Annotated in this window: 10 protein-coding genes; 7 read left to right on the top strand and 3 right to left on the bottom strand. The window is 74.2% G+C overall.

What is annotated here, in order from left to right; translation table 11 throughout:
- Positions 1-333 precede the first annotated feature (333 nt).
- Positions 334-744 carry a MerR family transcriptional regulator gene (locus tag LPA54_RS21450; RefSeq protein ID WP_228980250.1) on the top strand — a complete coding sequence of 137 codons (411 nt, stop codon included), beginning with the start codon at positions 334-336 and terminating at the stop codon, positions 742-744.
- Between the two features lie 44 nt (positions 745-788).
- On the opposite strand, the gene LPA54_RS21445 is transcribed toward LPA54_RS21450, so the two are convergent.
- On the bottom strand, positions 789-1,421 hold the full coding sequence (locus LPA54_RS21445; protein WP_228980248.1) for a PH domain-containing protein: 633 nt from the start codon (positions 1,419-1,421) through the stop codon (positions 789-791).
- 403 nt (positions 1,422-1,824) lie between these two features.
- On the opposite strand from LPA54_RS21445, the gene LPA54_RS21440 reads away from it, so the two are divergent.
- From LPA54_RS21440 to LPA54_RS21415, 6 genes are all read left to right on the top strand, one after another.
- Positions 1,825-2,232: a four-helix bundle copper-binding protein gene (locus tag LPA54_RS21440; RefSeq protein ID WP_228980246.1), complete on the top strand. Its 408-nt coding sequence runs from the start codon at positions 1,825-1,827 to the stop codon at positions 2,230-2,232.
- Between the two features lie 332 nt (positions 2,233-2,564).
- Positions 2,565-3,305, top strand: coding sequence for a class I SAM-dependent methyltransferase (locus tag LPA54_RS21435; protein ID WP_228980241.1), 741 nt, complete (start codon positions 2,565-2,567; stop codon positions 3,303-3,305).
- 71 nt (positions 3,306-3,376) lie between these two features.
- Complete coding sequence (locus LPA54_RS21430) at positions 3,377-4,492, top strand: AI-2E family transporter (RefSeq protein WP_228980238.1); 1,116 nt, start codon at positions 3,377-3,379, stop codon at positions 4,490-4,492.
- Positions 4,493-4,631: 139 nt separating this feature from the next.
- A complete protein-coding gene (locus LPA54_RS21425) occupies positions 4,632-5,225 on the top strand; it encodes a hypothetical protein (RefSeq protein ID WP_228980236.1) in 594 nt (197 codons plus the stop codon).
- Between the two features lie 442 nt (positions 5,226-5,667).
- Positions 5,668-6,828: an acyl-CoA dehydrogenase family protein gene (locus LPA54_RS21420; RefSeq protein ID WP_228980235.1), complete on the top strand. Its 1,161-nt coding sequence runs from the start codon at positions 5,668-5,670 to the stop codon at positions 6,826-6,828.
- 1 nt (position 6,829) lies between these two features.
- On the top strand, positions 6,830-8,908 hold the full coding sequence (locus tag LPA54_RS21415) for a SpoIIE family protein phosphatase (RefSeq protein ID WP_228980233.1): 2,079 nt from the start codon (positions 6,830-6,832) through the stop codon (positions 8,906-8,908).
- A 535-nt stretch (positions 8,909-9,443) separates the two neighbouring features.
- On the opposite strand, the gene LPA54_RS21410 is transcribed toward LPA54_RS21415, so the two are convergent.
- Complete coding sequence (locus tag LPA54_RS21410) at positions 9,444-10,865, bottom strand: cellulose binding domain-containing protein (protein ID WP_228980363.1); 1,422 nt, start codon at positions 10,863-10,865, stop codon at positions 9,444-9,446.
- Positions 10,866-10,870: 5 nt separating this feature from the next.
- Positions 10,871-12,385: a beta-N-acetylhexosaminidase gene (locus tag LPA54_RS21405; RefSeq protein WP_228980231.1), complete on the bottom strand. Its 1,515-nt coding sequence runs from the start codon at positions 12,383-12,385 to the stop codon at positions 10,871-10,873.
- Positions 12,386-12,391 lie beyond the last annotated feature (6 nt).

Here is a 12,391-nt window from a genome sequence, read left to right as displayed (position 1 = left end):
ACGGCGCGTCGGTACGGCGCCGGAAGACCGGGGGACGGAGCGGGCGGGCGCGAGGGCGCCGCGGCTCACGTCGGGGAGTGAGGTGTCAGGGGGAGGCGTCAGGGGGCGAGGCGTCACGGCGGGCAGGCGGCGGCGCCGGGCGCCTTGGGCTCGCGCACGCGTCTCTCCTGCAAGAATCGGAACTTCGCCGGGGGCGGCATCGACCCCGACACGGCGACGGCGAAGCAGCCGTACAGCGCTTCACCACCAGCAACTCTACCCTGACGTTAGAGTAGACATCGGCGGGTCCGCACGGGGCGGTACCGCCACGACGGGAAGGCCAGGGCCGGGGACGTGGACGGCAAGCACATGCAGATCGGTGAGGTCGCCGCGCGCACCGAGCTGTCCCTGCGGACCATCCGCCACTACGAGGAGACCGGCCTCGTCGTCCCCTCCGCCCGCTCCCAGGGCGGCTTCCGCCTCTACACCGAGGGCGACGTCGCCCGTCTCATGGTCATCCGCCGGATGAAGCCGCTCGGCTTCACCCTGGACCAGATGCGCGACCTGCTGGACGCCACCGACCGCCTGGACGCCGGGCAGGCCCTGGACGCGGACGAGCGGGAGGCGCTCACGGAGCGCGTACGCGCGTACGAGCAGACCGCGGCGGACCAGGTGGAGAAGCTGCGCGTGCAGCTGGCCCGCGCCGAGGAGTTCGCCGCGACCCTCCGCGCCCGCCTCCCCGAGACCGCGCCCGCCCGCCCCTGACCCGGGGCCGCGCCCGATGAGGGGCGCGTCCGTGCGGGGCGCGCTCAGGGCCGCAGGAGGAACGGGGCGGCGTGGACCAGCGCGCCCAGCGGGAGCGCCCACCGGGCGAAGCCCGCGCGTGCCGCGCGGCGCGGCACCCGGCCGGTGGGGCGCAGGTGCGGGTGGAGGGACATCGCGGTCAGCAGGTCGGCGGCCCGCTGCCCCGGGCAGTCCCGCCGGGCGAGGCGCGCCAGCCAGGGCGGCGCGAAGGTCCCGAACAGGGTGGAACCCCTCGGGCCGAAGCACTCCAGCACTCCGTCGTGCCGCAGGTCGACCCGGCCGACCACGGGCCAGGCCAGGAGACGGGTGGACCACATCCGCCGTACGTGGATCCCGTCCCGGTCCGCGGTGACGCGCCACAGGGCGAGCCGGCAGACGGCCCACGCCAGTACCAGTGACGTCCACAGCGCGAAGAGGAACGCGCCGGGTTCGGGGCGGGCCAGACCCGCCCCCTCCGGTCGGTGCACCGACGCGACGTACACCGCGAACACGACCGCACCGCACACCCTGCCGCCCCACCCCGCGCCCCACCGCACCGGCTCGGGCGGGGCGGTCGCCGACGCGGCGAGCAGCGCGACCCGGGCCCGCTTCGCCCGCCGTGCCTCCGCCCGGGAGTCCTCGCCGCCCGGCTCGCCCACCGGGGCGTCCGCGGCGCCGGTGGCGGCGGCCGGGCCCGAGCCGTCCCAAGCGGGCCGGCGGGGTGCCGGTACCGGCTCCGCGGGCGACCGGTCGGTCGACGCAACCGGCGACGGATCGGGCGACGGGCCGGGTGTGGGGGACGTGTGCACGTGGCGGCTCCGGGGGACGGCGGTGCGAACGCCGACCAGACTTCCCGGCTCACCGGCGTCGATCATAGAGGCCGCGCTTGCCCGCCCCGCCGGCGGTGTGCCGGGCGACTGCGAGGGCCCCGCCTGCGTCTGCCGGTCCCCGCCGAGGTTTGCGCGCCTCCGCCGGTGTCACCCGTCCGCCTGCCGTCCGCGGCTCCCCGAGCGGTGGAGAGCCGTCGCCGCGGTGCGGCCGGAGAAGGAAGAGGGCACGAGGATGACGACGGTCAAGGACATGCTGAACACGTACCCGGCGGACCTCGGCGGAGTGGACGAGGAGGCCATGGCCCGGTGCATCGAGGCGTGCGTCGACTGCGCGCAGGCCTGTACGGCCTGCGCCGACGCCTGCCTGTCGGAGGGGATGGTGGGCGAGCTGACCAAGTGCATCCGCACGGACATGGACTGCGCGGACATCTGCAACGCCACCGCCTCGGTGCTCTCCCGCCACACCGGCTACGACGCCGACATCACGAGGGCGATCCTCCAGGCGTGCGCCACGGTGTGCAAGGCGTGCGCGGACGAGTGCGAGGGGCACGCGGACATGCACGAGCACTGCCGCGTCTGCGCCGAGGCGTGCCGACGCTGCGAGCAGGCGTGCAACGACCTGCTCGCGACCCTCGGCTGAGCACCGGACACCAGCCCGCCCAGCCACCCGCCCGCGCCCCACGGGTACTTCCCACCCCGGGCCCGCCCACTCCCGGCTCCCGGCTCCCGGCTCGGCCGGTACCGCCCACCGCCGGCCGACCCGCCGCCGCCCGGCTGGCCCGCCGCCCGCCCGACCGGCCGCCCAGTGCGCCCACCCGTACGAGAGGCCGGGGCGGGGCCCGCATCTTCGTGCCTTCCGCCAGTACGGTGCCGCGTCCGACCGCCGGGAGACTGCTCGCGAGAGGCCGCGGCGGGCCCCGGGACGACGGGGGCGGCGCCGAGGCCGTGACCCACCACAGGGGAGGCGGCACGGTGAGCGTGCAGCAGTACGACAAGATCGGTGAGGCGTTCGAGGGCTTCAAGGCCCTGCCGCTGGCGCGGTACGCGGAGGTACCCGGCTTCCTGGCCATGGTCGGTGACGTGCGGGGCAAGTCGGTGCTCGACCTCGCCTCCGGTACCGGCTTCTACAGCCGGGAGTTCAAGCGGCGCGGCGCGGGCGAGGTGCTCGGCGTCGACATCTCCACGGAGATGGTCGCCGTGGCGCGCGCCGCGGAGGAGCGCGACCCGCTGGGCGTGCGCTACGAGGTGGGCGACGTTGCCGAACTCCCCCCACTGGACCGGCGCTTCGACGTCGCCACGGCGGTCCAGCTGTTCGGCTACGCGCAGGACGTCGCCGCCATGGAGCGGATGTGCCGCGCCGTGCACCGGAACCTGGTGCCCGGTGCGGAGTTCCACGCCTTCGTCATGGCGCCCGACTACCGCTTCGACGGCCCGCCGCTGGACAAGTACGGCTTCCGCTGCGAGCCGACCGGCGTGGAGACCGAAGTCGGGCCGCAGGTGCGGGTCACGGCGCTGCTCGACCCGCCGATCCGACTCGTCGCCGCCTGCCCGCGCCGCGAGGTGTTCGAGGAGTGCCTGCGGGCGGCCGGCTTCGGCGAGCCCACCTGGGTCCCGTTGGAGGTGTCGGACGCGGGTCTGCGCGCGTTCGGCGCCGACTTCTGGGAGGACTTCGCGGCCAACCCGCCCCTCACGATGTTCCGCTGCCGCGCCTGACGGCCGGCGGCCCGACGGCCTCCACCGGCAGGGGTGAGGGAGCGCGGCGGGGCTGCCCATAGGGTGCTGGCATGCCTGCTTCGTTGAGTTCCACGAAAACCGCCGCCGCGTTGCGCACCTCGGCACGCGTCTCCGGCCAACTGCTGCTGGTGGTCGTGGCGGCCACGGCGGCTCTGTGGCTCCTGGGGCGGATGTGGTCGGTGGTCTGGCCGCTGATCGTGGGCCTGTTCCTCACCACCCTCACCTGGCCGCTCGCCCGCTTCCTGCGCCGGCACGGCTGGGCCCCGGCCCTGGCCGCGTCGGTGGTCACGGTGGTGTTCCTGCTCGTCGCCACCGGCATCGTCGCGCTGATCGTGGTGCCGGTGGGGGCGCAGTCCGCGGAGCTGACCGACGGCGTGGTGGAAGGCATCCAACGGGTGCGCGAGTGGGCCGCCGGGCCGCCGCTGAACGTCGGGGACGACCAGATCACCGGAGCCTTCGACGCGGCCGTCGCCCGGATCCAGGACAGCATCGGCAGCATGGTCACCGCCGTGGTCACCGGCGTGAGCACCGTCGTGAACGGGGTGGTGACCGCGGTACTGGCCCTCTTCCTCATGTTCTTCTTCCTGAAGGACGGCCCCCGGTTCCTGCCCTGGCTGACCCGCCAGCTCCCCGGTCGGCTGGCCACGGACGTCCCGACCGTGGCCGCGCGCAGCTGGGAGACCCTCGGCGCGTTCGTGCGCTCCCAGGCGTTCGTCGGGTTGATCGACGCCGTCCTCATCGGCATCGGCCTGTGGATCCTCGACGTCCCGCTGGTGCTTCCGCTGGCGGTACTGACCTTCGTGTCCGCGTTCGTACCGATCGTCGGCGCCCTCTTCGCCGGACTGGTCGCGGTGCTCATCGCCCTGGTCTCGAACGGTCTGACGGACGCGCTGCTCGTGCTGGCGATCATCGTGGTGGTGCAGCAGCTGGAGGGCAACGTCTTCCAGCCCATGATCCAGAGCCGCGGCCTCGGCCTCCACGCGGCGGTCATCCTCCTCGCCGTCACGCTGGGCGGCAGCCTGGCCGGCATCGTGGGCAGCCTCCTCGCGGTACCGGCGGCGGCACTGATCGCGGTGATCTGGAACTACCTGCGCGAACAGCTCGGAGACCCCCGACAGGAACCCCAGACCGACACCCCCGACCCCGCCCCGACCACCCCGTCGTGACACCCACCCGCCCCGACCACCCCGTCGTGACACCCACCCGGCGCGGGCGCCCCGGCGCCCCCGCCCGGCGGCCCGGACCCCGACGCCGTCCCGCGCACGAGCGGCCGTAGGGAGGAGCGTGGGCGCCACGGCGGGTCACGTGACCCTGCCGCTCGGCTACGAGCTTGACGACCACCTGCTCGCTGCCAACGAAGTCGGCTGCCTCGCCGACGCGCGTCCAGGCGTTCTTCGCGATGCGGCGAGGGACTTCTCCTCGTCGTCCACGGTCGTGGTCACCGCGGTCGTGCAGTCGTTTCCGTCGACGCCCCGGGCCGCATGCCACGACACCGAAGAAACGAAAGAAAAGATGCTGGACACAACCTCGCCGCTCTGGTGGCTCCTCGCGGCCTTCAGCGTCGTCCCGTACCTCGCGGCCATGCTCCCGGGCATGATCACCACGCGTCAGAAGATATTCGTCTCCTGCGGCCCCGCGGTGGTTTTCGCCGGGGCCCTCGCCTACGCCACCGTGAACCAGAGGCCGCTCACCGAGATGCTTCCGGTCTACTGCGGAATCAACCTCGCCATCGCCACGGGAATGATCGGCCACCGGAAGGCGATGCGCGCCTACATGGCGGAGCGCGCAGACAACCCGGACCTGCCCGAGGACGGGACGGCCACCCCCTGGATCCTGCAGATGGCCTTCACCCTTCCGGTCTTCCTCGGCGCCGCGTTCTGGTACATGGGCGCCTACTGAATCGTCGGCCTCAAGCCCCTCCGCGCCGGCTCGACCCGGGCGTCCGCCTCCCGCCTCCCCGGCTTCCGGCACCCTTCGCCGCTGCCCGCACCTCGGGTCGCCCCACCGTCACCGCCGACGGCCTCGCCCACCTCGAGTAGCACCCACTCCAGGGCACGAGCCGCAGGGCCGCTGGAGGCGGGAGCCGTACCCACACACCGGGTGCGCGTGGAGGCGCGGGCCTGCCGTGCGGCAGGCGCAGCCCCGGCGGGGCGAGCGGTGGCCCCCGGAGCGGCCGGGTCCACCCGGGGAATGTCGCGGGACGACCGCTCGCACGGGCCCGGCAGCGTCGGTATGAGGAGTGCCGCGGCCCATGTCGTAGGCTGGCCGTTTGTTGTTGCCCGGCAATGATTCCGGTGCGGATTCTGCGGCGGCGGTCGTGCGACGGAGCGGAGTGAAGTCAGTGGCACGTAACGAACTGGGTGCCGCGCTTTCCGCGGCCCAGGAGATCGCCGCGGAGGTCCTCGCGCCCCGGGCGGCCGCTGTCGACGAGGAGCAGCGGTGGCCGGAGCAGGGTGTGGGGGCGCTGCGGAGACGTCTGGGCGGGCTCGTGGTGCCCGAGGACTCGGGCGGCATGGGGCACGGACTTCTGGCGGTCGCGCAGGTCGGTGAGGTGACCGGGAGGGCGTGCGCGTCCACCTCGATCTGCTTCGGCATGCACCTGGTGGGCTCCGCGGTGCTCGCCGCGAAAGCCAGTGATCGTCAGCGCAAGGAGTACCTGGAGCCGATCGCGGCCGGGGAGCACCTGACCACGCTGGCGCTGTCCGAACCGGGCACGGGCGGCGAGTTCTGGCTGCCGCAGACGCGGATGGAGCGGGCGGGGGCGGGTCGGCTGCGTCTGACCGGTGCGAAGAGCTTCGTCACCAACGCCGCTCACGCCGATTCCTACGTGCTGTCCGCGGTGGCGAGCGGACCGGACACGCCACCGGGACAGTTCTCCTGCACCGTGGTGGACGCCGGCACGCCGGGACTGGTGTGGGGCGAGCCCTGGCAGGGCTTCGGCATGCGCGGAAACGCCTCACGCGGGCTGGGACTGCCCGGTGTGGAGATCCCGGACCGGTGTCTGCTGGGGGAGCCCGGCGACGAGATCTGGTACGTCTTCAACGTCGTCGCCCCCTACTTCCTCATGGCCATGGCCGGCACCTATCTCGGTGTCGCCGCGGCCGCCCTGGAAGAGGCCCGCACCCACCTGCTCCAGCGCAAGCGGACGCGTTCGAACCGGCACCCCTCCGGCCACCAGGTCGTCCAGCACCGGCTGGGCACGATGTGGGCCCGGGTGGAGCGCACCCGGCGGCTGATCCACCACGCGGCCGTCGAAGCGGACATCGGCGGGCCGGAGGCGCTGCTGGGCCTGGCCTCGGCCAAGGCGGAGGTGGCGGAGGCGGCCGAGGCCACCGTCAACGACGCCCTCACCCTCGTCGGCGGGGTCGGCTACGGCGAACGCTCCCCCCTGCACCGCATGCTGCGCGACGCCCGCGCGGCCCATGTGATGTCCCCCGGCACCGACCTGCTGCGGGTGTGGGCGGGCCGGGCCCTGCTGGACGAACCACTGCTGGAGGGCTGAGATGGACCCGGCCGCCCTGCCCCTGGTCCTGCTGGTCGACGTCGACGAACCGACGGTACGGGTCCTGCGCGGCGAGCTGACGGACAGCGCCGAGTTCGCCGAGACCACGGCCGGTGACGCGCCGGCCTTCACCGCCGGGGCGCCCGGCGAGCGCCGGCCCACCGTGGTGGTGCTCGCCGAGGACGTGCCCGCCCCGGCGGGCCTGGTCCATTCGCTGCGCCCGCACCCGGCCGACCTGGCCGTGGCGGTGGTGGCGACTCCCGCCACCGAGGCCGAACTCGCCGTCCTCCCCCTGCTGTTCCCGGGCGACGTCGTCACCCGGGTGCGCGAGCGGACACGACCGCTGCCCACCGCCGTCTCCCGCCTCCTGCGCGCCCTGCTGGACCGCCGGGCCCACGCCGCGGCCCAGGCGTCGGCCCAGCAGCAGCTTGCCGCGGGCGGCACGACGCTCGGCCGGCAGCTGGGAGAGCGGCTGCTGGGCCAGTTCCTCACCCAGGCTCCCATCGGAGCCCTCATGCTCGACGGCAAGGAGGTCATCGCCTGGAACCGGCGCGCCGCCGAGACCCTGGAGCTCACCGAAGCCGGGATCCTGCACCGGCCGCTCACCGACCTGTTCCCCGCCGAGGACCGCGAACCACTGGAGCGGCACCTGTCCGCGGCCGCGCCCCCGCACACCTCCGAAGCCGACGCCGTCTTCGAACGCTCCCGCGCCGACGGCACCTCCCAAGCCCTGCGCGTCTCCGCCCAGCAGGTCCTCGACGCCGAGGGCCGCACCCGCACGCTGGTCCTGGCCGACGACGTCACCGACCGCCTGCACGCCCAGCGAAGACTCGCCGAACGAACCGGTCAGGCCCTGCTCACCGCCGAGGTGGCCGCCGCCATGACCGATGCGGGACCGCTGCCGCGGCGTCTGTACCGATGCGTACGCGCCACGGCCGAGCGCCTGGGCGCCGACCGGGTGTGCATCTGGATCGTGGACGAGCAGGGCCAGCCCACCCACACCTCCTGCGCCGAGGACCTCGACGGTGACGGCGCGGCGGGCCCGGCCTCCTGCGGGGAGACCGAGCGCCACCTGGTCGAGCAGGTCCTCTCCGCCCGCGGACGCCACCCGGACACCGCCCGCCTCCCCACCTCCCCGTACGCCACCGGTCACGACTCCGACAGCGGCTCGTCCGTGGGCCTGCCCCTGATCACCGGCGGCCAGCTGATCGGCGTCCTGACCCTCGCCACCCGCCTGGCCCTGCCCGGCTCCACCCTGACCACCCTGGAGAACCTCGCCGACCAGATAGCTGTCGGCATCCAGCAGGACCGGCTCCTGCACCGCCTGCGCGCCACCACCCAGGCCCTGGAGCGCCCCCTGCTCCCTCCGCGCCTGATCAACGTGCCCGGCTTCGACCTCGCCGCCCGCTACGTGCCCTTCGGGGAGGGCCTGCACATCGGTGGCGACTTCTACGACGCGTTCACCGCCCCCGACGGCCACCACGTCCTGGTCCTCGGCGACGTCTGCGGCAAGGGGCCCGCCGCCGCGGCTATCACCGGCCTGGTGCGCCACACACTGTGGACGGCCACCCAGCACACCAGCGACCCCTCCTACGTCCTCCCGCTGGTCAACAAGGCCCTGAAGCGCCAGGACACCCCCTTCTGCACGCTCGTCTACGCCGTCCTGGACCCCACCCGCACCCCGGCGCGTCTGCGCATCACCTCCGCCGGACACCCCGCGCCGCTGCTGCGCCGCGCGGACGGCCGCACCGCCCCCCTCGCCCTGCGAGGGCCCTTGCTCGGCGTCCTGGACACCCCGCAGTACCCGGTGCACGAGCTGGACCTCGGCCCGGGCGAGTCGCTGGTGCTCTACACCGACGGCTTCACGGAGGGCGCCGGCGCCCGCGACCAACGGGAACCCGAGGACCTCGCCGCCCTCGTCGCCGCCACCGCGGTGCACGGCGGCACGGTCTCCAACGACCTCGTCGCGGCGATGCTGGCCGACGCCCGTGACTGGTGGGGCACCCGGCTGCGCGACGACCTCGCCGTCCTGGCCCTCACCGCCGTACCCTCCCCGCCCGGGGGCGGCCAGGAGCGGTGACAGCGGGGCGTGCGGACGTACGTCGTCGACGCCGGCCCGTCCGACCCGTCGTCCCTGAGGGGGCGGCGCCCGGGGAGGGGAGGCGGCCCGGGTCCGGGGGAGGCGGGCGGGTCGACCGGCAGGAGGGGCGGGGCGGCCGGGAGGTGGCCGGTGCCTGGCCGCGGACGCGCTGCCGACCGACCCCGGGCTGCGGGACACGGCCTGGGCCGGGTCGAGGAGGCGGCGCAGGCGGAAGCCGTCCCCGGCGGGCCCCGGCGAGGGATCTTCACGGGAGAATCGGGGGGGGGTTCCGAGGGGCTGGGGAGCGCGTGCGGACCGGTTCCTCGGAGGCGCTGCCCGGGACACGCTCAGTGGCCGCCGTGCGCGGGCGGAGCGAAGCCCGGCGTCGAGAGGATGAGCACGGGGGCCACTGACCAGCGAGAGCGCCGGCGGCCGAAGGGCGAGGCCCGTCGCGGCAGGCCGGTCTCGCGGGCGGGGCGGGCGCGGCGGGCGCGTGCGGGCGGACGCGCAGACGGCGTCCGCCCGCCGCGGGCGGTCACTGACTCGCGGGCACCGTGTCCTCGAAGGTGGTGCCCGCCGCCCGGTAGGCGGCGACCTTCGCGGCGACCTGGGCCGGGGTCAGAACCCGGTCCTTGACGTGGAGCACGTAGTCGACCTTCTGGTCGTAGGCGCGCGGAGTGGTGCCGGTCTGGCCCGCCAGGTCGATGAGCCACTGGTTGAAGTTGATGGACATCGGCCGTTCGGGCAGGTAGCGGGCGTCATGGCGGCCGAACTCCCGGCCGTCGACGTAGTAGGTGATGTCGCTGTCGTCGATGGTGACGACGAGGTCGTGCCAGCCGGCGTGGCTGGTGCGGGACTCCGAGTGCTGGTTGACGGCCTCCCAGGGGTCGGGCCGGTAGGTCTCCCACGAGGTGACGTAGAGGATGTTGGCGGGCTCGCCCCAGCCGCCGTTGGGCAGGTACTCGAAGTCGTACTCGGCGTAGTCGTCCGCCATCGGCGCCTTGAGGTCGTTGATGGTGAAGAACGTCTGCACGACGCGGTCGCCGTCAGGCCCCGACCTCGGCGCGTCGGAGAACCGCACCCGCGCCGCGTAGGTGCCGTTCTTGAACTTCATGGCCTTGGTGAGGACTTCGGTGTGCTTCGTCGACTGGGGCGTGCCGGCTGTCGAGGTCTCCAGGTTCATGACCGAGTTGGTCCCCTCCTTGGCGAACGTGACGTTCTGCGCCGCCCAGGTCGCGCCGGGCACCCCCGGCCCGCCCGCGTCGGACCGCACGCTCCAGCCGTGGGCGCCGATCGCCGGGTCGGTGTGGGAGGTGTAGTCGAAGTCGTCGAAGAGCGTGGCGCCCCCGGCCGGCGGATCGGTCGGGTCCGGGCCGGGCCCCGGGCCGTCGCCCTCGGGGGCCGTCCCCCACACCGGCGTACCGCCGACACTGGCGGTGACCTTGGACCAGTTGCCGTACGACGTCTGGGCGGGGCCGAAGGAGTAGTCGTCGTGCTGGTTCAGCGGCTGCCAGTTGGAGCGGTGGAAGCGCAGCTGCATGTCGCCGGTGTCCGCGCCGGGCGCGAGGGTGCCGGCGCCGGCCGTGAAACCGATCTCCAGGTAGCGGTCGGCGGTGGCGGTCGGCCGGGCGAGGGAGCCGAAGGTGCCCGTGATGTTCCCGCAGCCCTTGACCGCCCAGGAGCAGGCGAAGGTGTACGAGGCGCCGGCGTCGGCCTTGAAGTAGTACCGGATCCTGACCTGGCTGAGGGAGACCGGGGCGGTGCCGGTGTTGACGGCCTTGAGCCAGGGTTCGGCCTGGTCGCTGCCGGTGGCGCTCTGCCGGTACTGCACGGTCAGCGATTCGCCGGCGGCGGCGGCGGGTGCCGCCGGCAGGGTGGCGCAGCCGAGGCCGGCCAGCAGGGCGGCCGCCAGGGCCGCGCGGATCCGCGTGGTGCGCGTTTTCTTGCTCGTGCTGATGGTGGTCACTTGATGGTCCTCTCAGGTCGAAGGATCGCGGAGGGACGGCCCGGCACTCCGAGAGCGTCGAGCCGGGTTCTGTGGTGGTGCAGCCGTGCCTGGAATCCGGGCCAGTCGCGGCCGCCGGACCAGGCGGTGTCGGCCAGGGCGCACAGCCGGGGGAAGGCGAGGTACTCGGCGTGCGCCGCGGTGGCGACGTACTCGGTCCACAGCTGCGCCTGGGTGCCGAGCACCCGTGCGGCGGTCGCCGCCTCCCAGTGGGCGGGTGCGGGTTCGGTGGCGTACACGGCTCGCAGGTCGACCGCGTCGCCGGACTGGCCGGGCGGTTCGTCGGGGTGGGCGGACTGCGGGTAGTCGAGGTACGTGGAGCGGTGCGGCGCCATGATCACGGGCTGGCCGCGGCAGGCCGCCGCCAGTCCGTGCTCCTCGTCGCGCCAGGCCAGGACGGTGAAGGAATCGGGCAGGTCGCGACCGGTCTCCGTCCAGCCCAGAGGCCGCCTCCCGTGCCCGGTCAGGAAGTCCCCGACGCGCTCCATGAACCACCCGTGGAGCGCGTCGGGGCCGTCCAGCCCCTCCTCGGTCACGCGCCGCAGGGCGGTGGGGGAGCGGTGCCACTCGGTGGTGGGGCACTCGTCGCCACCGACGTGGACGTAGGGCGAGGGGAAGGTGTCCATGACCTCGCCCAGTACGGTGCGGCAGAAGTCGAGGACCTCGTCGCTGACACCGAGGACGGTGTCGCACACCCCCCAGCTCTTCCACACGTCCAGTCGGCGCTCGGGGAAGTTGCCGAGGTGCGGGTAGGCCGCCAGCGCGGCCCGCGCGTGGCCCGGCATCTCGATCTCCGGTACGACGGTGACACCCCGCTCGGCGGCGTACGCCACCAGACCGCGCAACTCCTCGCGGCTGTACGCGCCGCCGTGCGGCACGCCCGCGACCTCGGTGAGCCCGGGGTAGGCCGCGACGGGCATCCGCCACCCCTGGTCGTCCGTCAGGTGCAGGTGCAGCACGTCGAGCTTGTGCATGGCCAGCAGGTCGGTGAAGCGCCGCAGGAAGGAGACGGGCTGGAAGTGGCGCGCCACGTCCAGCATCGCGCCGCGCCAGGCGTACCGGGGCACGTCCGTGATCTCGACGCCGGGGATCGTCCACCGCACCCCGCGGACCGGCTTCGCCCCGAGGGCGGCGGCGGGCAGGAGCTGCCGGATGGTCTGGACACCGTGGCGCAGCCCGGCGGCGCCCGCGGCGCGCAGCAGCACCGCTTCGTCGCTGACGGTCAGCCCGTAGCCTTCCGCGCCGAGGCCGGCCAGGCCGGGGTCGAGGACGATGACGATCCGGCCGTCCGGGGCGAGCGGCAGCGGCAGACCGGTCGCGGGGGCCAGCAGCGTACGCAGCAGGGCGGCGGCGGGCGCGGCCCCCGGGGCGGTGCGGATCGCCGTCGTCTCGTCGAGGGCGAAGGCCCCGGCGGACCTGCTGAGTTTCGAAGGCGTCGGGACGAGCCCGAGGTCCGCGGTCGGTCGGGTCACGGTGCC

Origin of the sequence: Streptomyces sp. DH12 (assembly GCF_020873895.1) — a bacterium.
In the GTDB taxonomy this organism is placed as follows: domain Bacteria; phylum Actinomycetota; class Actinomycetes; order Streptomycetales; family Streptomycetaceae; genus Streptomyces.
Note: the sequence above shows the minus strand (reverse complement) of the source record. Positions and strands in the feature narration are given on the sequence as shown.

Bases quoted from the DNA above. Each gene is read 5' to 3' on its own strand.
- LPA54_RS21440 (WP_228980246.1), top strand. From the start codon at position 1,825: ATGACGACGGTCAAGGACATGCTGAACACGTACCCGGCGGACCTCGGC.
- LPA54_RS21430 (WP_228980238.1), top strand. From the start codon at position 3,377: ATGCCTGCTTCGTTGAGTTCCACGAAAACCGCCGCCGCGTTGCGCACC.
- LPA54_RS21415 (WP_228980233.1), top strand. From the start codon at position 6,830: ATGGACCCGGCCGCCCTGCCCCTGGTCCTGCTGGTCGACGTCGACGAA.